This is a genomic window from Aeromonas sp. MR16 (assembly GCF_022549315.1).
Lineage (GTDB): Bacteria > Pseudomonadota > Gammaproteobacteria > Enterobacterales > Aeromonadaceae > Aeromonas > Aeromonas aquatica.
The window spans coordinates 129,371-153,025 of sequence record NZ_JAKZFK010000004.1; the positions used below are offsets into that span (position 1 = coordinate 129,371).

General features: G+C 62.9%; 18 protein-coding genes. 7 read left to right on the forward strand and 11 right to left on the reverse strand.

The genetic code is table 11. The features are described from left to right. Positions 1-112: 112 nt before the first annotated feature. Positions 113-460, reverse strand: a complete 348-nt coding sequence (locus MM194_RS05545; RefSeq protein ID WP_033131899.1) for a GFA family protein — start codon at positions 458-460, stop codon at positions 113-115. 256 nt (positions 461-716) lie between these two features. Between MM194_RS05545 and MM194_RS05550 the strand changes: the two genes are divergently transcribed. After that, the gene (locus tag MM194_RS05550) at positions 717-1,619 is read left to right on the forward strand and encodes a LysR family transcriptional regulator (RefSeq protein ID WP_106887291.1); all 903 of its coding nucleotides are present in this window, start codon (positions 717-719) and stop codon (positions 1,617-1,619) included. A 179-nt stretch (positions 1,620-1,798) separates the two neighbouring features. Here the strand turns inward: MM194_RS05550 and glpK are convergent, their stop codons facing one another. After that, entirely contained in the window at positions 1,799-3,301 is a 1,503-nt protein-coding gene (gene glpK, locus MM194_RS05555; RefSeq protein WP_241342976.1) for a glycerol kinase GlpK, read from the reverse strand. Positions 3,302-3,329: 28 nt separating this feature from the next. Further along, on the reverse strand, positions 3,330-4,178 hold the full coding sequence (locus MM194_RS05560; protein WP_241342977.1) for an MIP/aquaporin family protein: 849 nt from the start codon (positions 4,176-4,178) through the stop codon (positions 3,330-3,332). 489 nt (positions 4,179-4,667) lie between these two features. On the opposite strand from MM194_RS05560, the gene glpT reads away from it, so the two are divergent. The 6 genes from glpT to tyrA all read left to right on the forward strand — a co-directional run bounded on the left by glpT (position 4,668) and on the right by tyrA (position 12,569). Then, on the forward strand, positions 4,668-6,026 hold the full coding sequence (glpT, locus tag MM194_RS05565; RefSeq protein WP_241342978.1) for a glycerol-3-phosphate transporter: 1,359 nt from the start codon (positions 4,668-4,670) through the stop codon (positions 6,024-6,026). Between the two features lie 100 nt (positions 6,027-6,126). Then, on the forward strand, positions 6,127-6,885 hold the full coding sequence (locus MM194_RS05570) for a DeoR/GlpR family transcriptional regulator (RefSeq protein WP_033131904.1): 759 nt from the start codon (positions 6,127-6,129) through the stop codon (positions 6,883-6,885). Between the two features lie 308 nt (positions 6,886-7,193). Further along, entirely contained in the window at positions 7,194-8,678 is a 1,485-nt protein-coding gene (glpD, locus tag MM194_RS05575; RefSeq protein WP_241342979.1) for a glycerol-3-phosphate dehydrogenase, read from the forward strand. Positions 8,679-8,793: 115 nt separating this feature from the next. Continuing rightward, positions 8,794-9,876 (forward strand): glycerophosphodiester phosphodiesterase, encoded by a 1,083-nt coding sequence (gene glpQ, locus MM194_RS05580; protein WP_241342980.1) that lies wholly within the window; start codon positions 8,794-8,796, stop codon positions 9,874-9,876. A 350-nt stretch (positions 9,877-10,226) separates the two neighbouring features. Then, positions 10,227-11,300, forward strand: a complete 1,074-nt coding sequence (locus MM194_RS05585) for a 3-deoxy-7-phosphoheptulonate synthase (RefSeq protein WP_241342981.1) — start codon at positions 10,227-10,229, stop codon at positions 11,298-11,300. Between the two features lie 129 nt (positions 11,301-11,429). Further along, the gene (tyrA, locus tag MM194_RS05590) at positions 11,430-12,569 is read left to right on the forward strand and encodes a bifunctional chorismate mutase/prephenate dehydrogenase (protein ID WP_241342982.1); all 1,140 of its coding nucleotides are present in this window, start codon (positions 11,430-11,432) and stop codon (positions 12,567-12,569) included. 102 nt (positions 12,570-12,671) lie between these two features. On the opposite strand, the gene hdfR is transcribed toward tyrA, so the two are convergent. From hdfR to MM194_RS05630, 8 genes are all read right to left on the reverse strand, one after another. Continuing rightward, on the reverse strand, positions 12,672-13,565 hold the full coding sequence (gene hdfR, locus MM194_RS05595) for an HTH-type transcriptional regulator HdfR (RefSeq protein ID WP_241342983.1): 894 nt from the start codon (positions 13,563-13,565) through the stop codon (positions 12,672-12,674). Then, positions 13,565-13,930 carry a DUF413 domain-containing protein gene (locus MM194_RS05600; RefSeq protein WP_241342984.1) on the reverse strand — a complete coding sequence of 122 codons (366 nt, stop codon included), beginning with the start codon at positions 13,928-13,930 and terminating at the stop codon, positions 13,565-13,567. The genes hdfR and MM194_RS05600 overlap by 1 nt, the downstream gene beginning before the upstream one ends. A gap of 293 nt (positions 13,931-14,223) precedes the next feature. Further along, entirely contained in the window at positions 14,224-14,706 is a 483-nt protein-coding gene (eco, locus tag MM194_RS05605) for a serine protease inhibitor ecotin (protein WP_033131911.1), read from the reverse strand. Positions 14,707-14,886: 180 nt separating this feature from the next. Next, entirely contained in the window at positions 14,887-15,444 is a 558-nt protein-coding gene (locus tag MM194_RS05610) for a DUF1566 domain-containing protein (protein ID WP_033131912.1), read from the reverse strand. Then, positions 15,441-16,799 carry a DUF1566 domain-containing protein gene (locus MM194_RS05615; RefSeq protein WP_347006497.1) on the reverse strand — a complete coding sequence of 453 codons (1,359 nt, stop codon included), beginning with the start codon at positions 16,797-16,799 and terminating at the stop codon, positions 15,441-15,443. Before MM194_RS05615 ends, MM194_RS05610 begins: the two co-directional genes overlap by 4 nt. Positions 16,800-16,878: 79 nt before the next feature. After that, a complete protein-coding gene (locus tag MM194_RS05620; protein ID WP_241342986.1) occupies positions 16,879-19,293 on the reverse strand; it encodes a proprotein convertase P-domain-containing protein in 2,415 nt (804 codons plus the stop codon). A gap of 35 nt (positions 19,294-19,328) precedes the next feature. After that, a complete protein-coding gene (locus MM194_RS05625; RefSeq protein WP_241342987.1) occupies positions 19,329-21,368 on the reverse strand; it encodes a prolyl oligopeptidase family serine peptidase in 2,040 nt (679 codons plus the stop codon). After that, on the reverse strand, positions 21,368-23,533 hold the full coding sequence (locus MM194_RS05630; protein WP_241342988.1) for a TonB-dependent hemoglobin/transferrin/lactoferrin family receptor: 2,166 nt from the start codon (positions 23,531-23,533) through the stop codon (positions 21,368-21,370). The genes MM194_RS05625 and MM194_RS05630 overlap by 1 nt, the downstream gene beginning before the upstream one ends. Positions 23,534-23,655: the final 122 nt, after the last annotated feature.

Consider the following 23,655-nt stretch of genomic DNA (forward strand, 5'->3'; position numbering starts at 1 on the left):
GAGGGCAGTGTCTGCGAGAAGGTCGGTGGCGGGGAGAGGGGGCATCCTGACGGCTGATCGCACGCCGGGGCTTCATTGCCCCAGCGTGCGGATGGCTTGGCTCAGTGCCCGGTCACAGGGCCCGGCCATCGTAGTGCTGCACCGGCACCGAATCCGGCTCAACCCCCTCCAGGCAGCGAATATTGATGGCGGCGATGTGGTTGCCCTTGGGATCGATACCTTCGCCATAGGGGTGCATGCCGCAGATCGGGCAGAAGCGGTGTTTGACCACGTGCTTGTTGAAGGTGTAGGTGCTGGCGGCCGCATCCGGGGTCAGCAGGTGCAGCTTGTCGTGCGGCACGAACCAGAGCAGGGAGCCCTTGCGCTGGCAGATGGAGCAGTTGCAGGCCATAGCCTGGGTCAGCTCCCCCTCGACTTCGAATGCCACTCTGCCACAGTGGCAGCTTCCCTTGTATTTCATGACCGACTCCTTGATTGATGGAGCCCCGAGCAGGCGCCGACACTGCGGTCTGCTTGACCCAGGGCGCGCTGTCTCGGGGCGATAAGCGACCCGCCTCAGTATAGTCAGGCCCTATTTTGGAGGCCGGGAGCGGCAGGGGAACCTGTCTGCAAAGGGCTGTAGCAACGCCAGTAAAGGGCCGTGCGCCCTCATCCGTCTTGCCAACTAACCGGTATTACGCCTATAAAGGCCCATCTTTCTTGCCAGGATGACAACAATGAAGACCCATTCCGATGAATTGACCCTGTTCGTGGCCGTGGTGGAGGCGGGCAGCTTTCGCCAGGCGGCGGAGAACCTCGGCATGGACAACTCTGTGGTGAGCCGCGGCATCAAGCGCCTCGAGGAGAAACTCGCCACAGTGCTGCTCAATCGCACCACCCGGCGGGTCAGCCTGACCGAGGAGGGGAGCTGGTTCTATCAGCGGGCGGTGAAGGTGCTGACCGAGATGAGCGAGGCGGAGAGCCATTTGCTGATGCGCCGGGAACAACCGGAGGGAATACTGAGGGTCGATGCCGCTACCCCCTTCATTCTGCACCGGCTGGTGCCCATCATAGGCGAGTTTCGCCGCCGCTATCCGGGGATCGAGCTGCAACTGCACAGCTCCGAGGGCTTCATCAACCTGATGGAGCGGCGGGTGGACATGGCCATTCGCATCGGCGAGCTGACGGACTCCTCCCTGCGCGCCCTGCCGCTCGGGCGATCCAAGCTGCGGCTGCTCGCGTCCCCCGACTATCTGAAGGCGCGCGGCACCCCGCGCCAGCCAGCTGACTTGCTGGCGGGCCACGAGCTGCTCGGCTTTTTGCACCCCGATCACCTCAACCACTGGCCCCTGCTCAGCACGGAGCAGGGGGACAGGTTCGCCATCACCCCGACCCTGAGGGCCAGCAGCGGCGAGACCCTGCGCCAGCTGGCGCTGGGAGGTCAAGGGATCGTCTGCCTGTCGGACTTCATGACGGGAGAGGACAGGGCGAGCGGTGCCCTGGTGGAGGTGCTGGCCCGCAGCAACAGCGGCGCCTCGCGCCCCATTCATGCGGTCTTCTACTCCGATGCCCAGCGGGATATCCGGCTGCGGGTCTGGCTCGACTTCCTCAAAGAGCAGCTCGGCGCCGAGGCGTTGTAGAGGGCATGCCGACAGTGCCAACCCCCTCCCCGAGGGGGAGGGGTCATTTTCTCCCACCTCTTGGCAAGGGGAGGGCTGGGGTCAGGTGCGGTCAGATCACCCGCGCTCGCCAATAAAAAGAGGCCGACATCGCTGTCGGCCTCGTGCGTTTTCATCTCGGAAAGATGTCGGTTGCCCGATTAATCCTCTTCGGCCCAGCGGCGTGAGCGTTCGACCGCCTTCTGCCAGCCGCTGTAACGCTTGGCGCGATCGGCTTTGTCCATCTGGGGGATGAACTCCCTGTCCACGCTGAACTTGTCTTCCAGCTCGTCGGAGCTCTTCCAGAAGCCGACGGCGAGGCCTGCCAGGAAGGCGGCGCCCATGGCGGTGGTCTCGATGCGGGTCGGACGCACCACAGGGGTGTGCATCATGTCGGCCTGGAACTGCATCAGGAAGTCGTTGGCGACGGCGCCACCGTCTACCTTGAGCGCGGCCAGCTTGATGCCGGAGTCCTGCTGCATGGCATCCAGCACGTCGCGGCTCTGGTAGGCGATGGATTCCAGCGCGGCGCGGATGATGTGGTTGCGGTTGGCGCCACGGGTCAGGCCGACCATGGTGCCGCGAGCGTAGGGATCCCAGTAGGGGGCGCCCAGGCCCACGAAGGCCGGTACCAGGTAGACGCCGTTGGTATCGCCCACCTTGCTCGCGAAGTAGTCGGTGTCGCGGGCATCGTGGATGATCTTGAGCTCGTCGCGCAGCCACTGGATGGTGGCGCCGCCCATAAAGACAGCCCCTTCCAGCGCGTAGTTCACTTCCCCTTTCGGACCGATGGCGACCGTGGTCAGCAGGCCGTTGTTGGAGCGAACCGGCTCTGTGCCAGTGTTCATCAGCAGGAAGCAGCCGGTACCATAGGTGTTCTTGGCCATCCCCTTCTCGAAGCAGAGCTGGCCGAACAGGGCGGACTGCTGGTCACCGGCGATGCCGGCGATGGGGATGCGGGAGCCGCCGCCACGGGTGGTGTAGCCATACACCTCGGAGGAGGGTTTGACCTCGGGCAGCATGGAGGCGGGGATGCCCAGCTCGTCCAGCATCCGCTCGTCCCACTTCAGATCGCGGATGTTGTAGAGCATGGTGCGCGAGGCGTTGGTCGGGTCGGTGACGTGCACTTCGCCGTTGGTCATCTTCCACACCAGCCAGGTGTCTATGGTGCCGAACAGCAGCTCGCCGTTCATCGCCTTCTCGCGGGCCCCTTCCACGTTGTCCAGGATCCACTTCACCTTGGTACCGGAGAAGTAGGCATCCAGCACCAGGCCGGTGTTTTCCCGCACGTACTCTTCCAGGCCGCGGGCTTTCAGTTCTTCACAGATGGCCGCGGTGCGGCGGCACTGCCAGACGATGGCGTTGTAGATGGGCTTGCCGGTGGCTTTCTCCCAGACAACGGTGGTTTCACGCTGGTTGGTGATGCCAATGGCGGCGATCTGCTCGCTGTGCAGGCCGCTCTTGGCCAGCACCTCGGTGAAGACGGAGGACTGGGTCGCCCAGATCTCCATGGGATCGTGCTCGACCCAACCCGCCTTGGGGTAGTGCTGGGTGAACTCGCGCTGGGAGGTCGCGACTATATTGGCGTCCTGATCGAACACGATGGCACGGGACGAGGTGGTGCCTTGATCCAGGGCGACGACATATTTCTTTTCAGCAGACATGATGTTCTCCACGTTTGGGGAACCGCTCTTAGGCGGCGGCCTCTTCTTTATTAGACAGCTTGGCGGCTTCTTCGGTGGCAACACGGTTGCCCGGCACGCAGGGAGCCAATACTTTCACATAGAGCGCGGTTCCCAGCTGGGCGCCGACGATGGGGCCGAGGATGGGGACCCAGAAGTAGGGGTTGTCACGACCGCCGGTCAGGGCCACATCACCCCAGCCTGCGACGAAGGCGAACAGTTTGGGACCGAAGTCACGGGCCGGGTTCATGGCAAAGCCGGTCAAGGGGCCGAGGGAGGCACCGATCACCGCGATCAGGATGCCGATCAGCAGGGCGGCGGCGAAGCCTTTGGGGGCGCCGTTGTTGTTGTCACCCAGCGCCATGATACCCAGCATCAGTACGGCGGTGATCACCATCTCGACCGCGAATGCCTGCATGTTGGAGAGCAGGGCATTGGGGTAGGTGGAGAAGATGCCGGCGGTGCCGAGGCTCTCGACGCTGCCGCGCACCACGTTGTGGGTCAGCTCCCACTGGGTGAACAGGCCGCCGTAGAGGAAGTAGACCAGGGCGGCGGAGCAGAAGGCACCGGCCACCTGGGCGATGATGAAGGGCACGACCTTGCGTTTGTCAAAGCCGGCGAAGGTCATCAGCGCCAGGGTGACGGCCGGGTTCAGGTGGGCACCTGAAATACCGCCGGTGACATAGATGGCGATGGCGACACCCAGACCCCAGGTAATGGAGATTTCCCATTGTCCGAAGTTGGCACCGGCCAGCACCAGGGCTGCCACACAACCGACGCCGAAAAATATCAGCAGGCCGGTTCCGATAAACTCGGCGATGCACTCGCCAAGCAGGGTATTGGGTCTTTGTATGCTCATAACTTGTTATTCCTTATATCCACCCAGAGTAGGTTTGATGTTCCATCTCGTTATCGTTCAGTTCCATTTGTTGCGTCCGCAAACGTTTCTTCTTGTTTTTTGAGCCGGCGCAAACGTTATGCTCGTTTGCGCTCGTTCTTGGACGAGAGAGAAAATAAACCTTCTGTATCAATTCACCATACCCCCGCCACAGGAAATGTGGACAAGATCCCACTCATTGCTAAGGAAATGTGACGAAAAGCAACTTATGTCGAGCATGATACCACTAATGGGGTATGTAAAAGCTGTGCTATATAAGGGCTCGCGGCTATTGAGTCCTCACTCATCCGATGACTTTCTCTGTAATAAAACTGCAATATTTCCGCCTACATCACAGATTGAATGTTCACATGTGAGCACAATAGGCTCGCTTGCGAATCGGGACTCATCTGGTTTGTCTGCACGAACGGGGCACCCTCAACCGCCCATAACAACAATAAGGAAGCGAACATGCTTAGTCTCTTCAGGCCAGCACCCCACATCGACCGGCTATCCGCCGACAAGGTCGATCCCTTCTACAAACGCATGCGCTGGCAGGTGTTCTTCGGGATCTTCTTCGGTTATGCAGGCTACTACCTGGTACGCAAAAACTTCAGCCTGGCCATGCCCTATCTGATCGAGCAGGGGTTCTCCCGCGGCGATCTGGGCCTGGCCCTGTCCGGGGTCTCCATCGCCTACGGTCTGTCCAAGTTCCTGATGGGAAACGTGTCGGATCGCTCGAACGCGCGCTACTTCCTCTCCGCCGGTTTGCTGCTGTCGGCCGGTATCATGTTCATGATGGGCACCATGCACTGGGCCACCTCCAGCATCGCCATCATGTTTGTGCTCTTGTTCCTGAACGGCTGGGCGCAGGGCATGGGCTGGCCCCCCTGTGGTCGCACCATGGTGCACTGGTGGTCACAGAAAGAGCGTGGCGAAGTGGTTGCGGTCTGGAACGTGGCCCACAACGTGGGGGGCGGCATGATAGGTCCGCTGTTCATCCTGGGGATGGGCTGGTTCAACGACTGGCGCAGCGCCTTCTATGTGCCGGCCGCCGCCGCCGCCGCCATCGCGGTGATCGCCTTCTTCGTGATGCGCGACACCCCGCAATCGGTCGGCTTGCCGCCCATCGAGGAGTACAAGGAAGATTATCCGAAGGATTACAACGAGAGCCACGAGCAGGAGTTCTCTGCCAAGGAGATCTTCGTCAAATACGTGCTGCACAACAAGCTGCTGTGGTACATCGCCATCGCCAACGCCTTCGTCTACCTCATCCGCTACGGGGTGCTGGACTGGGCGCCGACCTATCTCAAGGAGGCCAAGGACTTCAGCGTTGACAGCTCCTCCTGGGCTTACTTCCTCTACGAGTGGGCCGGTATTCCGGGCACCCTGCTGTGTGGCTGGATCTCGGACAAGCTGTTCCAGGGTCGCCGTGCCCCGGCCGGCATCCTGTTCATGGTGCTGGTGACCGTCGCCGTGCTGGTCTACTGGCTCAACCCGGCCGGCAACCCGACCATCGACATGATGGCGCTGGTGGCCATCGGTTTCCTCATCTACGGCCCCGTCATGCTGATCGGTCTGTATGCGCTGGAGCTGGCACCCAAGAAGGCGGCCGGTACCGCGGCAGGCTTCACCGGGCTGTTCGGTTACCTGGGTGGCGCCGTGGCGGCCAACGCCATGCTGGGCTACACGGTTGACCACTTCGGCTGGGATGGTGGCTTCATGGTGCTGACCGCGTCTTGCGTGCTCTCCATCATCTTGCTGGCCATGACCCTCAAGCACGAGAACATTGCCGTCGCGGCCAAGAAAGCGGCTGCCGATAAGGCATAAAACGTGATCCTGACCTTATCGATCCCAAAGGGGATAAGGTAAACTCCGAGAGGCCCCGCATTGCCGGGGCCTTTTTTCGTCCCATCAGCGGAGTGCAAGCGTGAAGCAAACCCAACGACATCTGGAGATCCTGGACGTCCTGACGCGGCAGGGTTTCGTCTCGACCGACGATCTGGTGACCCATTTTGACGTCAGCCCCCAGACCATTCGCCGGGATCTGAACGATCTCGCCGAACAGAACAAGATCCGGCGCCATCACGGCGGGGCCTCCCTGCATTCGAGTACCGTCAACACCGCCTACAGCGCCCGCAAGGTGATGCAACTCAAGGAGAAAGAGCGCATCGCCCGCGAGGTCGTCGCCCACATTCCCGATGGCTCCTCCCTCTTCATCGACATCGGCACCACCACCGAAGCCATCGCCCGCGCCCTGCTCGATCACCGCGAACTGCGCATCGTCACCAACAACCTGAACGTCGCCAGCATCCTCACCGCCAAGGATGACTTCACCGTCATCATCGCCGGTGGCGAGATCCGCAACCGGGATGGCGGCATTGTCGGGGAGGCGACCCGCGACTTCATCGGCCAGTTCCGCATGGACTATGGCGTCATCGGCATCTCGGGCATCGACAACGACGGCTCCCTGCTCGATTTCGATTACCACGAGGTGAAGATCGCCCAGGCCATCATGGCCCACTCCCGCCAGGTGTTCCTGGCCGCCGACCACACCAAGTTCGGCCGCAATGCCATGGTCAACCTCGGCAATATCAACCAGATCCACGCCCTGTTCACCGATCAGGAGCCGCCGGAGCGGCTGCTGCGGCTGATGTCCCAGCACCAGATAGAATGCCACATCTGCTGATAACCCCTTAACCCGCACCGGCATCAGGCCGCCGCGCTGGCGGCCGCTTCTTTTCTTCCATATTCCTGTTTCCATCCTCTCTACCCGCGCCGCGGGTCAGCCCCGGCATCTCCCCTGTCTCGCACCCTGTGCGCGCCGCATCTCTTCCTGGCTATTCCGTCACCGACTGGCAGCATTTTTAGCATTGTCGGAACAATCCCGATCACATTCTCATCATAAAATGTTCGTTTATCATTTTTTCATGTTCTAATATGAGCGAAATCAAACATTGCCCACATGGCAAACACAAAATAAGAAAGTAGGTGAACATGAGCGAACATTATGATCTGGTCGTCGTCGGCGGCGGCATCAACGGGGTCGGCATCGCGGCGGATGCGGCGGGGCGGGGGCTGAAGGTGGCGTTGTTCGAGGCACAGGATCTCGCCTCGGCCACCTCGTCCAACTCCAGCAAGCTGATCCACGGCGGCTTGCGCTATCTCGAACATTACGAATTCAGGCTGGTGAAAGAGGCGCTGGCGGAGCGGGAGGTGCTGCTCGGCATGGCGCCGCACATCGCCCGTCCCATGCGTTTTCGCTTGCCGCACCGCCCGCACCTGCGCCCGGCCTGGATGATCCGTGCCGGCCTCTTCCTCTATGACAACCTGGCCAAGCGCGACAAGCTCAAGGGCAGCTGCGGTCTGCGCTTCCTGCCGCAAGACGGCCTCAAGAGCGGCATCAACAAGGGCTTCGAATACTCGGACGCCTGGGTCGACGACGCCCGCCTGGTGGTGCTCAACGCCATGATGGCCCGCGACAAGGGCGCCGAGGTGCAGACCCGCACCCGCTGCATCAAGGCAGTGCGTGGCTCCAAGCACTGGACCCTGACCCTGGAGCGGGAAGGGGGCGAGCAGTTCACCGTCACCTGCCGTGGCCTGGTCAATGCGGCCGGGCCCTGGGTCAAGACCTTCTATGACGAGAGCCTGCACGAGAAATCTCCGCGTGGCATCCGCCTCATCAAGGGCAGCCACATCATAGTGCCGCGCATCCATGAGCGCGAAGAGGCCTATATCCTGCAAAACGAGGACAACCGCATCGTCTTCGTCATCCCCTATCAGCAGGATTACTCCCTGATCGGCACCACGGACGTGGAACACAAGGGCGATCCGCGGGAGGCGAAGATCAGCGCCGCCGAGGTGGATTACCTGTGCAAGGTGGTCAACGCCCACTTCACCCGCCAGATTGCGCCCTCCGAGGTGATCTGGACCTATGCGGGGGTGCGCCCGCTCTGCGATGACGAGTCTGACTCACCCCAGGCGGTGACCCGCGACTACACCCTCGAACTGTCCGGTGAATCCGACGGGGCGCCGCTCTTGTCGGTGTTTGGCGGCAAGCTCACCACCTACCGCAAGCTGGCCCAGGCCGCCTGCAACAAGCTCAAACCCTGGTTCCACCAGATGGGCGACGACTGGACCGCCAGCAGCCGGCTGCCCGGCGGCGAGTTCGACTGCTCCACCACAGAGCTGGCCCGCGCCTACATGCTCGAATTCGACTGGCTGGATGAGCGCGGCGCCCGCCGCATCGCCGAGGCGTACGGCAGTCATGCCCGTCTCTGGCTGCACGAGGCGCGCGGCCAGCACTTCGGCGCCGGGCTGTACGAGTCGGAGGTGCGCTACCTGATGAACCGCGAGTGGGCCCATTCGCTGGAAGATATCCTGTGGCGCCGCAGCAAGCTGGGGCTGCGCCTGTCCCAGATCGAGCAGCAACAGCTGCAAGCCTGGCTGGATCAACATCAGGCCTTGCCGAAGGCAAGCTGATGAAGAAGGCGGGCGGCCCTGGTCGCCCGCCATCAATCTGCAATAAACCTCTGCTATAACAATAACCTACATTCAAGTCGCAATAATAAACGGCACAATAACAAGAGCACAATCCATGAACAAACTTCCTCTCTCCCTGGTGGCCCTTGGCCTCGGGGCTGCCCTCGCCTTGCCCGCCCTGGCCGCCGACGAAGGCAAGATAGTGATCGCCCATCGCGGCGCCTCCGGTTACCTGCCCGAACACACCCTGGCGTCCAAGGCGCTGGCCTACGGCATGGGGGCCGATTATCTGGAGCAGGATCTGGTGATGACCAAGGATGACCAGCTGGTGGTGATGCACGATCACTTCCTCGACGGCATCACAGACGTGGCCGAGCGCTTCCCCGGCCGGGCTCGCCCGGATGGTCGCTACTACGTGGTGGACTTCACCCTGGCCGAGGTGCGTTCATTGCGCATGACGGAGCCGTTCCAGCTGGTGGATGGCAAGCAGGTGCCCGTCTATCCGGCCCGCTTCCCGCTCTGGCAATCCCGCTTCGAGATCCATACCTTCCAGGAGGAGATCGAGATGATCCAGGGGCTCAACAAGAGCACCGGCAACAACATCGGCATCTACCCGGAGATCAAGGCCCCCTGGCTGTTCCGCCACGAGGGCAAGGACATCTCCAGCGCCGTGCTCAAGGTGCTCAAGCAGTACGGCTACACCAATAAAGAGAGCAAGATCTACCTGCAGAGCTTCGATGCCGACGAGCTCAAGCGCATCGACACCGAGCTGATGCCTGCCTTAGGGATGGACTTGAAGCTGGTGCAGCTGATGGCCGAGACCGACTGGAATGAGACCATGGTCTACGATGCCAAGGGCAAGGCGACCCCCTACGACTACGACTGGATGTTCAAGCCGGGGGCCATGAAGACGATCGCCGGCTACGCCGACGGCATAGGCCCCTGGAAGCCGATGATAGTCACCGAGCCGGGCACCCCGGGCAAGCCGGTGTTCACCGGCATGGTCAAGGAGGCCCACGCCGCCGGCCTCAAAGTGCATCCCTATACCTTCCGCCAGGATCAGGGGCAGATCCCGGCCTATGCGAAAGACTTCACCGACCTGCTCAACATCTTCCTCTATCAGGCCGATGTGGACGGGGTGTTCAGCGATTTCCCGGACAAGGCGGTGGCGGTCATCAAGGCGCACGGCAAGGCATAAATAGAAGAAGAGAAGACGGGAACACAAGCGGGGCCAGGTGCCCCGCTTTTTTATGCCCGAGAGAGAAACAAGAAGGGAACCAGTCGTCTGGACTCATGCGAATGACTTTATTGTAAATTAAAGTTTACGATATTTTGTTCTTTGGGGATTATGGAGGCCCGATTTTATGGCTGCCGAGGTCAATAATCTGGTCGTTTATTCACCTGTTGAGCCATTGCACCGCTGGTTTCACTTGATTGTTTGTTTTTCCTTGGTAAGGTGAGGGCGGTTGCGTAACAAAGTGCTGACTTGTGTAAACAATAAAATACACCCGGCGCGATTGGCTTAAATACAGTAGAGAGAATGAGAAAATGCAGAGAGATCCCCTGAACAACATCCATATCCAGTCCGAACAAGTGATGATCACGCCTGCCCAGCTCAAGGAGAAGTTACCCATCTCCGAGCGTGCGCTGGCCTTCGTGCAAGGGGCTCGCACCACCATCGCCGACATCATCCACCGTCGTGATCATCGCCTGCTGGTGATCTGTGGACCCTGCTCCATCCACGACATGGACGCCGCCAAAGAGTACGCAACCAGACTCAAAGCGCTGCATGATGCCTACCAGGATTCTCTCTACATTGTCATGCGGGTCTACTTTGAGAAGCCGCGCACCACGGTCGGCTGGAAGGGCTTTATCAACGATCCGAATCTTGATGGCACCTTCGACGTGGAGCTGGGGCTGCACCGCGCCCGCGAGCTGCTCTGCTGGCTCGCCGAGCTGGAGCTGCCGCTCGCGACCGAGGCACTCGACCCCATCAGCCCGCAATACCTGGCGGAGCTGTTCTCCTGGTCGGCCATAGGCGCCCGTACCACCGAATCCCAGACCCACAGGGAGATGGCGTCCGGTCTCTCCATGCCGGTTGGCTTCAAGAACGGCACCGACGGCAACCTCGGCACCGCCATCAACGCACTGCAGGCGGCCTCCAGCCCCCATGCCTTCATGGGCATCAACCAGCAGGGCCAGGTCGCCTTGCTGCAGACCCAGGGTAACCCGGACGGCCACGTGATCCTGCGCGGCGGCAAGCACCCGAACTACGACTCGGTCAATGTTTCCCTGGCGGAAGAGGCGCTGGAGAAGGCGGGTCTGCTGCCCGGCTTGGTGGTGGATTGCAGCCACGGCAACTCCAGCAAGGATCACCGCCTGCAACCCAAGGTGGCGGACAACGTCATCCACCAAATCCAGGAGGGCAACCGCTCCATCATAGGGGTGATGCTCGAATCCAACCTGCTGGAGGGCAACCAGTCCAGCGAGCAGCCCAAGGAGCAGATGCGCTACGGGGTCTCCATCACCGATGCCTGCATCGACTGGGACACCACCGCCGACTTGCTGGCCCGCAGCCATCGTCAGCTGGCGGCGCCGCTTCAGGGCAGAACTGCGTCTTAAGCCGTGGTATCTTGTCATCATCTGGAGCAGGAGGGCGCCAGGGCCAACGGCGGTGGCGCCCTCCTGACATCTGTTGCAATCGATTGAATCACAAGGCGTCGCCGCCAGCGGCGCCAGCAAGGATTGGACATGGCCGAAGAATTGAATGCCCTCAGGGACAAGATTGATGCGGTGGACAGGCAGTTGATCGATCTGTTCGCCGAGCGCCTGGCCCTGGTGGGGGAAGTGGGGGAAGTGAAGAGCCGGCACGGCCTGCCCATCTATGCGCCGGATCGGGAGGCGAGCATGCTGGCCCGCCGCCGCGCCGAGGCAGAGTCCCTCGGGGTGCCGGGGGATCTCATCGAGGACGTGCTGCGCCGTGTGATGCGCGAGTCCTATATCCTGGAATCGGCAAGCGACAAGGAACACCACTTCAAGTGCATGAAGCCGACCCTCGGCAAGGTGGTGATCATCGGCGGTCAGGGCCAGCTCGGTCGGCTGTTCGGTCAGCTGTTCAGCCTGTCGGGTTACAGAGTCGAGAGCCTGGAGCAGGCCGATTGGCCGCGGGCGGACGCCATCCTGGCCGGGGCCGGGCTGGTGATGGTAGCGGTGCCCATCGATGTCACCTGCCAGATCATCGACCGGCTCGGTGCGTTGCCCGGCGATTGCCTGCTGGTGGACGTCACCAGCGTGAAGAGTGAGCCGCTTTCCCACATGCTGGCGGTGCACAAGGGGCCTGTGCTGGGGCTGCACCCCATGTTCGGGCCGGACGTGGCGAGCCTCGCCAAGCAGGTGATCGTCTGCTGTCAGGGTCGGGACCCGGCCGCCAGCCAGTGGCTGCTGGATCAGATGACCATCTGGGGCGCGCGCCTGCAGCAGGTGGAGGCCAAGGCCCACGACGAGGCCATGACCTTCATCCAGGCGCTGCGCCACTTCGCGACCTTCGCCTACGGCTGGCACCTCTCCCGGGAGCAGGCCAACCTGGATCGGCTGTTGGCCTTAAGCTCTCCCATCTACCGGCTGGAGCTCGCCATGGTGGGACGGCTGTTTGCCCAGGATCCGCACCTCTATGCCGACATCATACTGTCGTCACCGGAGAACCTGGCGATGATCCGCCGCTACTACCAGAACTTCGGCGAGGTGCTGGGGATATTGGAGCAGGGGGACAGGGCGGGTTTCATCGATGCCTTCGAACAGGTCTCCGGCTTCTTCGGCGAGCGGGCGGACGAGTTCCTGCGCGAGAGCCGCATGTTGCTGGCCCAGGCCAACGATCGCCGACAGCACGGCTGAGATTGAACGACATCCATACAAAAGGGGCCATCAGGCCCCTTTTTCATTGCGGTTATGCTGCCAGGTGCAAGCACCGCAGAGAAAGACGCGGGTGAAGCGTCATCAGGGCAGCAGCTTGCCTTGCTCGAGGGATGGCAGTCGCAGCTCGACCTCGTCCCAGCCAAGAGGCAGGGTCAGCAGCTGATCGATGAGCTCGCGACGATCGGATTTCTCCAGATAGGCGAGGTAGAGCGGGCGGCTCAGCGGCTGCCCTCCTTCCACCAGGTGCAGTCGTCCCTGCTCGAGGAAGGGGCTCACCATCCGCCGCGGCAGGTAGGCGGCGCCACCGTTGGACAGCACGAACTGCAGCGCCATGCTGGCGGAGCTCGAATGCAGCACAGGTGTCTTCTGCAGGCTCTGCAAGCGGCTGGATTGGGGCTCGAAGCTGGTGCCCCAGTCAAGGTGAATGTGCGGCATCTGCATCAGGCTGTCGGCGTTGGCGGCACTGTCCCGACTCACCAGCACGAACACCAGCTCACCGATGGGGTGCAGGGCGATCTCGTCGATCTTGGTCGGCTCTGAGAGCAAGGCCAAGTCGAGGGAGCGCTCCAGCAACTGGCGGCACAGGTGCTCGCGCGACGCGGTTTCGAGCCGCACCGCGAGGCCGGGGGCCAGTGCATAGACGTGATTGAGCCAGTCGTTGAAATCGAGCTCCCAGAACACCGCGGGAGCGCCGATGGCGAGCTGCTGACTGAAGCCGGGGGAGAGAGCCACGTCCTGTTTGGCGCGGCCTAGCGTGTGCAAGATGGCGTCTGCGTAGGGCAGCAGACGCTCACCGGAGGCGGTCAGGCGGATGTTGTTGCGATGACGGGCAAACAGGCTGACCCCGAGTTGCTGCTCAAGCTGGCGGATCCGAAAGCTCACCGCCGATTGGGTCAGGTAGAGATTCTCGGCAGCCCGGCCAAAGTGCCGGGTCTTGCTGACCTCGATAAAGGTCCGAAGCAGCTCGGTATCCATTAATCGAGGGACTCGTCGCTGCCACCGCCGCCGCCACCGCTGCTTTCAAAACTGCCGCCCATGTCTTCGTTGGCGCCACCGGCGACGGTGCACAGACGATGCACCCGCTTGGGACCAATCACCTTCAGATACTTGAACCACACCTTGGCGTGGGGATTGCTACCGGCGGTGCCAGACTTGACCTGCTCGATGAAGGCACTCTCGACCTCGTCGCGCGGAGCCAGGTTGCCCTGGTAGAGCGCCAGCATGACGGTGCCGTATTTTTCCAGACTGTCGGCTTCGGCCACGGTGAATTCGCCGCTGCGACGCAGGCCACGGGGAAAATGTTTGAAGTCATTGAAACGCTTGTCTGATTCGAAGCTCATAGTGCTCTTGTTCTGGTTAGTTTGACCTTTGCGGGCAAGTATCATCAGGCCGTCGCAGAGTGCAAAATCAATTTTTTTACTATGTTAATAAATATATTTCATCGAACTGGGTTTCGCTCATTCCGAGGGGGGATTTTGCGGTGAGTGCCACAAAAAAGCCTGAAAAATAGTGGAGTTATGTCAGCTTCTGTAAAGGAAATGGCGGCATTGACGCGCGAAAAACCCAAAAAATAAGGCGCCATGTGGCGCCTTATTTGGATGTTTATGAACAACTGTACCCGAGCATCAGGCACTCATTCGATCATGGCTGGCTGCGCGAGGTTGTCGGCACGCCACAGACGATAGCGCACTTCATACTCTTGCGGCACATAGATGACGAACGGCAGTTTGGAGTTGTAGTTCACGAAGAAGCCCTGGCCATAGATCTGGACGAAGGTATCCTTCTTCTGGCCATCCGGGCAGGCCATCAGGGTACTGACGGGGCCGGAGACCTGGCCCAGGGTCAGGTAGTTGTAGCCCCAGCCCTTGACGCTGTGCTGTTCCAGGTTGCCGGCGAAGCGCGGCAGGTTGCAGTCGACCAGCATCTTCTTGCCGACCTGCAGTTCGACCATCATGTCGGCTTCATTCTCGACTTCCGGCAGACGGATCACGACACGTTCCTGGTTCACTTCGGCGGCGGGGAACATGCTGATATCAAATTTTTTCGGTTCGGCGGCGAAGGCATGGCCACCCAATAACAAGGCGCCCAGCAGGCTAAAACGCAATACGGTTTTCATCTGTACCTCATGGGATTGCTTCAACGCCGCTAGACTAACCGCTCTGCCGTTTTCATGCCAGCGCTGCGGGGCGCAAAACCTGCCGTTACCGGCACACAATGACGTAATTTGATGCTTTTTTGACGGCTTGCCTCACAAACAGGCAACAGGGTAGGGGTCATGAGACCCCCACCCAGGCCATCAACGCACCAACAACACCTGCTTGGCCCAGGCGCTGGGGGCCCGCAGGCCGACGGAGCCACTGGTGATGTCGAGATAGGCCACCGTCTTGCCCGCCGGGAAGGGGGTGGCGGACCAGAGATAGACGTAGCCGTCATTCACCTCTTTCCCGTCACCGGCCATGGCGCGGGGGAAGATGGTCTCGTTCAATGCCGGCTTGTAGCAGGCGGACTCCAGTATGCTGGTCAGCTCCTTGATGGTGGGCAGGCGCCAGTCCTGGTGGCCACCGAAGCCATGGAGGGCGTGATTGGGTTCGGTGCGGATCCGCTCGGCGGTCAGCAGCGCCTGCTGCCAGTAGAGCCGGGTAGGCTCGCCGCGACAGCTGTCATTTTGCCAGGTTTGCCCCAGCTGGCAGCGCATCCAGGTGAGGCCGGAGGCCCGGTCGGTCACGGTGCCGTTACCGTGATCGAGGAAGCGGGAGCTGGGGCTGGTTCTGGGCATGTTGTCGTCGCAGATGGCGATGGCCAGTGCCAGCGGGCTGCACAGACCGAGCAGCAGGGTCAGGAGAAACTTGTTCATCGGGTTACCTCGGCCACCAGGCGCAGTTGCAGGGCATTGGTGTCGTCAGGGGTTTGTACGGGGGTCGGGTAATCGGTGCCGGCATCCTCACCCCAGAAGAGCGGGGCAATGACGCTGAGCGGTGCGCTCTCGAGGCGACGGGACGGGGTCAGGGTCTGACTCCAGTAATAGCCATCGAAGCCATTGAACCCGGTGCCCAGATCGGGGAAGTAGCGCACATCCAGGGTCGCTATCTGACCATCCTGCTGACTGAGGGAGCCAAAATGCTGCAGGCTCATCAGCTCCTGGGCCTCGGGCAGGCGCCAGTGCGCGATGCCGCACAGCTGCTGGCTGTTGAGCCACTGACGGTATTGCTCCGTGGTGCAGATGGCCTCGCCGTTCGGGCAGGCGTAATCCAGCTCCTCCTGCAAGGGATGGTAGTTGCCAAATTCCCAGGCGAAGGCCCGGTGCAGATCCCGCGGGCTGTCCGGATCATCCAGCTTCTTCTCCCAGACGAGACCCGTATTGAGATCCTCCACGCAGTCCCACTGAGTTGCGCTGTCCGGCAGCGGCTGCCCCTGGTTGTCGAGCTTGCGATAGCGCAAGGGGGACTGCTTGAGGCTGGCGTCCTGGCCCGGATGATCCGCGGGCTCGCTGGTCAGCAGGTAGTCCACCCCGTCGCTGTAAGTGGTGACACCGCTGGCGGTGATCAGGGCTCTTGGCTGCTGCTGCAGCAAGACGGCACTGAGTCTGGCCTGCAGGCTCTGCAGCTCGGGGCTGTTGGCAAAGTGCTGGCCGAGCTCGGGCAGCAGGGTGACCAGACCCTGCCAGATCTGACGTCGGCGCTCATCGGCAGAGAGCCCCGGCAAGGTGCCGGCGTCACCGAGGGCGGCCAGCGCCAGCTCGGAGAGGGCCTGGTTGAAGGCGGTCAGCTGAGCGAGGGCAGCGAGATCCTGGCCAGGCTGGAGCGGGGCCAGAGCCAGCAGCAGCTCGGCCAGTGCCTGGGCTGGGGGGATACCGTCGCCGATGCGGGTCTGCAACAGGCTGCTCAAGAGGGTGGGGGTGAGCTGTTGTCCATCCAGACGCGCCGCCGGGTGGGTCAGGGTCAGGGCGGCCGGATCGCGTGGGATGAACAGCAAGGGGCTGGTCAGCAAGGTGGGGGAGGTGCCGCTCAGCTGACGGGCACCGGCGGCGCCACTGACTTCGGGTTCGCCGGGCTCGCAACTGTCGTTCTGGTTGAGGTTGACACACAGGGTGCCCGCCTGGGGCAGGGTGACCGTCAGGCGATAATCCGGCGCCGCCAGCGGCGCCTCATCCGTGCTGCCACCACCACAGGCGGTGAGCAGGGGGGCCAGCAAACAGGCCAGCGGGGTCATTCTCATCTTCATTTATTGTCCTTGGAGGGGCCTTGGGCCCCTCGCTGTTTTTTAGCCATTAATAATGTCGAGGGGCGTCTCAGTCGCGACGCACCAGACGGCGCCAGAGGGCGAGCGGCAACAACCAGAGCAGATTGAGGCTGCCGCCACCGCTGCTGTCCGCGGTGTCGAAGTGGATGATGCCGTCATCCGGCAGCACTATGGGCTCGCCACACTGGGCGCCGGTGCGTTGGCTGATGCTCCAGCCATTGAGGCGACCCTGCTTGCCGGGGGCGTTGTCCACCACTTCCAGGGTCCATTGGCCGGCCAGCGGCTCGCCGATGAACTGACTCAGGGGTTGCAAGGATTGCAGCTCGGTCGGGAAGACACCCTTGAGGCGCGGCAGCGGGCTGTAGCCCTTGTCCCAGATCTGGACCCGGGTACCCGAGGGAGAGTTGAGCCAGATCTCCAGCTCATCCAACGCCTCGTGTTGCAAGTCCAGGCTCAGCTGCAGTTGGTCGCTCACCCGGGTCTGGGTCTTCTCCAGCAGCAGGCTGGCCTGGCTCAACCCTTTCTCCTCCGCGCTCTGCGCATCCTTGAGGGTCAGGGCCTGGCCGTTGGCCCGGCTGATGACGGGGGTACCGATGGGCAGGCTCAGGGACTGTTGCCATTGGCGCTCGCTCGGGCTGGCACCGGTCAGGGTCAGGTTGACGGGCAGGGCGGCCACGTCGCCGCAGGCGAGGGGGCTCTGGGCCAACAGTCGCAGGGTGGTGCTCATGCTGGCACCCGCCGCCAGGGTACTAGCCTGCCATTGGTAAGGGTCGGCCTGCAGGCCGGTCGGCAGGGTCAGGGTCAGATCGTGCAGGGTCACCGCCGTGTTGCCGGGGTTGCTCAGGGTGAGCACCACGGACTGGCGTTGACCCAGCTCGATGGCGCTGCCATCGGCCAGGGCCAGGTTGACCGGGGCCTGCAGCAGGCCGTGCTGGCGGAACGCCTGCTCCAGATGGCGGCCATAATGGCGCGCCGGGTAGAGCCGCTCGGCGGTGTCCACCGTGAGGCGGGCCAGCTGCGGCATGCGGATGGCCGGGCCCAGACCGAAGTGGGACTCGATGATCAGGCGATCGAACTCGTCCCGCGCCACCTCTCCATACTCGGCGACCGAGGCCAGCAGCGCCTGGAACAGCGGCGTGCCCCACAGCTGATCCCCGTTGCTGCCGTTGACGGTTCTGTGGGCCGGGTAGTTGTAGTCCGGGTGGTAGCGGGCGCGCAGATCGTCCAGCTGGCGCGGGGCCCGGTCGGTGAAGCGGGCGTCCCAGTTGAAGACCAGGGCCGGCTCGAAGTTGCGGCCGGCCTCGCTGCGCTGGCGGTGGCTGGCGGCCAGATAGTCGCTGAAGCCCTCGCCGATGGCGCCCCAGTCCGCCTCGTCACCGAGATCCGGCACTATGTGGTGCTGCACCGCGTGGCCGAACTCGTGCCAGATGACCATGGGATCCTCGGCATCGGGCACGCCGCTGCGGCCCAGCTCCAGCCTGCGCTCGAAGGGGTCATAGAGGGAGTTGTCCTGATAACCCGCATCGGTGTCGATGTCTAGGGCGCCGGGGATGAGGTCGGTGAAACCGATCGCCTTGAGGTGGCGCTGGGCCAAGTCCAGGTGGTAGTAAGCATTGATGTCGGCAAAGCCGGCATCGTCCCGGGTCAGGCGAAATGCCTGGGGGTTGTCGGCGCTGTAGGGGGCCGTGGTGGGCTCCATGGCATCCACCACCCGGGCATTGGGGCCGCTCAGCACATAGTCACTGCCTCGCAGGCTGACCGGCAGGGCCACATTGTCCTGATAGGCTGCCTCTGCCAGCACCAGGGATTCGTGCCAGACCAGGCTGGCATCCTGCAACTGGGTGCGGGGATCCGGGTTAAACACCCGGGCCAGTACGGACTGATCCCCCGCATCCGGGGTGAAGGGTGCCGCCGTGGTGGCGGCGTCCATCCAGCGGCCGAGCTCCTGGCTGCCGTCACAGCTGGCAAACAGCTGCTGGTAGGCGGCCTTGGCGTTGCCGTCCTTGTGCTCGCGCACCCGCAGGCGCAGGGCCGGCACCAGGGTGTCGCCGTCGCGCCAGTACCAGGCCTCGACCGGCCCCAGCGTATCTACCTCGGCACCCGCATCACGCAGGCTGGTGAGCAGGGGATCCAGGCTGGTGGCGGGGTCGCAGACGGGCTCGGTGCTCTGCAGCGGACGCAGGTTGTGATAGAGGCGCCAGGGCTTGCCGGTCGGATCGATGCTGACGGCGGCCTGGGTGGTGGCCACCGGCAGGCCGTTGACCAATTGATGGAAGCTATGGTGGTGGCCGAGCAGGCTGACCCTGTCGTAGTCGGGGACGAGGGTCACGCCGAGGCGGCTCTCCAGCCAGGCTTGGGGCGTGGTGGTGAGCGGCGGTGCATCGACATACAGCAGCTCGGCGGCCTGCAGAGGCTGAGCGAGCAGGGTCGCCGTCAGCCAGAGGGCCAGGGATGAGGGTTTCATAGGTGACTCCAAAGCAGAAAAGATGAGGCGTGGCATCAGTGGTTCACCCCGGCGAGGGTGAGCAGGAAGGCATACTCCTGGGCCGCGCGCAGCTGCGCCGTACGGGGGTTGGCGAGGTGGCCGCCATCGAGCTCGGTCCTGAGCAGATAAGGGCCCTTGCCTGTGCTGTGGGCCCGCAGGCGGGCTATCCACTTGAGCGGCTCCCAGTAGGGGACCTGACTGTCATGGAGCCCTGCCGTCACATAAAGTGGCGGGTAGGGGGCAGCGTGCAGATTGTCATAGGGGCTGAGTCGGCGCATGGCAGCATAATCGGCGGCGTTCGCCGGGTTGCCCCACTCCGCATACTCCTGGCGGGTGAGCGGCAGCTCGGGATCCATCATGGTGCCGAGCATGTCGACGAAGGGCACCTGCAGCACGGCGCCGGCGAAACGGGTCGGCGCCTGATTGAGGGCCGCCGCCACCAGCAGACCGCCGGCGCTGCCGCCCATGGCAAACAACCGGGCGGGATCGATGGCGGGATCCCGGGCGAGGCTGTCTGCCACCGCCAGGAAGTCGTCCACGCTGTGCTGCTTCTGCTGGCCACGGCCATCCAGATACCAGGCCTCCCCCAGCATGCCGCCGCCGCGCACATGGGCGATGGCGTAGACGAAGCCGCGATCCAGCAGGCTCAGCACCTGGGACTGGTAGTAGGGGCGCATGGGGGTGCCGTAGGCACCATAGCCATAGAGCAGCAGCGCCTTGGGTTGGCTGATGTCCTTGCGCCAGACCAGGGAGACCGGCACCCTGACCCCATCCTTGCTCTGCACCCAGCGCCGCTCACTCTGATAGGGAGAGGCCTGGGTCGGCTTGTCGCCAGTCAGCCAGGCGCCCGAGTCCAGATCCAGCCAGCGCTGGTGCGGGGCCTCGGCCATGCCCTGACGGCGAATGAGGACCCGCTCGCTCGCAGGATCCTGGGCGCCCTGGATCCAGGCCGTGCCGGCTCCTTCGGTGAGCGGCAGGCTGTGGGTCAGCTTGCCGTCGGCGTCCAGCACGTCGAGCCAGTCGTCCCCGTCTTTGCGGTATTGCAGCACGGTATGGGCGGCAAACAGGCGCCACTTCTCGAGGCTGCGATCCTGCCCGGACCAGAGCGGTCGCCAGGGTTTGCTACCTACCTCGGCCAGGCTGGCCGCCTGGTAGAGACCGAGCTCCCCGTCTCTGTTGCTCTTGATCAGCACCCGCTCGGCCAGGGTGTCCAGGTAGTATTCGACCCCGGGCTGACGCGCCTTGACAAGGGCCGCCTTGCCATCGTCCAGCAGGTATTGCTCCGAGCTGTCGTGGTTGTTGCTCTGCAGGATCAGGTGGCGCTTGTCCGTGGTGCGATAGAGACTGAGTAGCCAGGCGGCGTCCACCTCCTGATGCACCATGGTTTCTTTGCCGTCTCGCCAGGCCCAGAGTTGCCAGGGGCGCAGGGTGTTGCGCTCGCTGGCGACCGTGTAGAGGGTCTTGCCATCCAGGCTCCAGAGCAGATCGCTGGCTCTGTGGGGCAGGGTGGCCAGGGTCTCGCCGCTTGCCAAGTCCAGCAAGGTGATGCGGTAGTCTCTATCGCCTCGGCTGTCTTCGGCCAGGGCCAGCCAGCGCCCGTTCGGGTGCAGGGACCAGGCGGCGAGCTCGTAGTAGCCGTCGCCGCTCTGGCGCGGGGCCAGCCGTTGGCGGGGCTCCGCCTGCTCATCGTTGCGTTGCCACAGGCTGCCATCGGCACTCATGCGCCACTGGCTGCCGGCCTGGCTCAGCCACTCGACGGGCATGGGCTCGCCCCGCTCCCGGTGCTGCCACTCGGTTTGCAGCTTGGCTGCGAGAGGCTGCTGGCCGGCGAGCTGTTGCTCGGTCCAGCGATTCTGCTCGCGCAGCAGGGTCAGCAACGCGGGGGCGCTGCGGCTGTCGTCGCGCCAGCCGCCATAGGCGTCGAAGCGGGCTATCTCTCCCTTGTGCAGTTGTGGACGCTCGGGGATGAGGGGCGCCGCGGCTTGGGTCACTTCATGGACAGAGGCGGGCGCCGGGGTGGCCAGCAGGCTGGCCAGGATCAAAAGAGCGTGCATCAGATCCCCACGAAGGTGTAGCGCAGGCTGGCACTCAGGGTGCGACCGCTTTGGGTGAAGAGGGAGGCATCGGTACCGGCTTCCAGCCCGGCCACATCCTGATAGCGGGTGTAGCGGGTGTCGAACAGGTTATCGAGCTTGAGGTTGACCTTGAGGGCATCGGTGACCAGCCAGTCGGCGGTCATACCTAAGCTGAACCAGCCGGCGCTCTTGAGGCAGTCGTCCTGGCTGCCGGTCAGGCTGTTGCCACAGGTGGGCACCCGGTTCATGGCGGCGGCGTAATCCGCCTGCAGCCCCAGGCTCCAGTCGTTGGCCTGATAGCTCAGGCGGGTGTTGCCCTCCAGCGGGGTGAGGGTACGCAGCGCCTCGCCCTGACTGTCTTGCCCGTCGACCCAGCCGAGCTTGGTGGCGACTTCCCATTCCTGGGTCAGCCAGTAGCTGGCGGCGACTTCCGCTCCCCAGGTTTCGGCCTTGGCCACGTTGCGGTACTGGCGCAGTATGACCCCGTCGCGCAGGCGCAACCCCACCTCACGCCAATCGATGAAGTTGTAGTAGCGGTTGTAGAACAGGGCCGGTTTGATGCTCCAGTTCTGTCCCTCACCACTCAATCCCCACTCGAAACTGTGGCTGGTCTCCTCCTGCAGCTCGGTGTTGGCGATGATCTCGAACGGCGGCAGGGCGAAGTAGTGGGGTATGTTGCCGTACACCTTGTCATAGGAGGGGGCGCGGAAGCCGTTGGCGTAGCTCAGCCAACTGCGCCACTCCTCGTTGAAGCGATAGCTGGTGGCCAGGCTCGGGGAGATATGCCAGCTGTGGTTCTCGCCGTTGCTGCCATCGAGCGGCTGCAGCCATTGGTGATCCATGCGCAGGGTGGGGGTGAATTGCCACTGGCCCAGGGTTGCCACGTCGCTCAGCCAGACGCCGGCCCTGTCGGTGCGGGCCCGGCTGAAGGGGGCAGACTGCTGGGGTTGCGGCACGCCGGCCTCCAGGCTCAGCTTCTCCACCGGTCGCTCGTGGTTGGTGCGCTCCAGCTCCAGGCCGTAGCTCAGCTTGTGGGCGATGTCACCCGTGGTCAGATCACGGCGCACATCCAGCTCGGTGCCGACCCTGTCTTCGGTGAAGGTGGCGAGCTCGCGCTCGCTGCGATAGCGGGGATAGCCGCTCAGCAGATCGTTTTGCAGCAGGCTGCGCTTGTTGGCGGTGTTTTTGGCGTGATTGCCGTAGGCACTCCAGGTGAAGCTGTCGGCCAGCAGGGTATCGAGGCTGCGGGCCTCCCAGCTCAGCTTGCCGCCCTGGGTCTTCTGGGAGGCGTCTTCGCGGTACTGGCGCACCTGCCACTTGCCGTCGGGCTGGGGCACCTCGCGGGGTCCCTGATCCCGCTGGGCGTTGTCCTCGAAGTAATCGAGCTCGAGGCGCAGCAGGTGGTGATCGCTCAGATCGAAGCGGGAGCTGGTGGAGGCGCTGAGGCCGTCCAGATCCGCCGGGATGCGGCTCTCGTCATAGTTGGCGGTCTCGTGCCCCTGCCAGCCGGAGAGGCGCAGCAGGTGCTCGGTATCCCATACCCGGGCGGCGCCGGTGGCGCTCAGCTTCTGCTTGTCGCTGCTGCCATCCTGCAACACCTTGCTGCTCAGATAGGCATCCTGACCCTGCAGGTAGTCTTCCGGTTGCTTGGTGCTGATGACGATGGTGCCGCCGATGGCATCGGAGCCATGGAGGGAGGAGCCGGCGCCCTTGGCGACTTCGATCTGCTTGACGTCGTCCAGGTCGAAGCTGAAGCGGCCCACCTTGTCGTTGAGGTCGTCAGCGCCGAAGCCGTCGCTGACCCGAACCCCGTCCTTGATGATCAACACCCGGTTGCCGCCCATGCCGCGAATGATGATGTTCTGCGGCCGGCCGGCGGAGCCGGTCACCGAGACGCCGGGCTCATTCTTGAACACGTCGGTGAGTTCGGTGGCGACCTGGCGATCCAGATCCTCCTCGGTGATGACGGTGATGGAGCCCGACACGTCGGACAATTTCTGCTCTATGCGCTGGCCCTTGACCACTATGGTCTCGCGCGCCTTGAGCTCGGGGTTCATCTCGGTTGAGTCGATCCTGGCCGGATCGCTGGCGGCCAAGGCTGTACCGGACAGCAGCATGGGCCAGTAGTGCAGTAGTCTTTTCATTGTTGATAATGATTATTATTTAAGCCTGAAGGGCGCGGATTATTACAGATGAATCCTTTTGGTTCAATGACTGATAATCATTATCATTTTGTTTTTATGATCTTGATCAGACTGACTTTTTT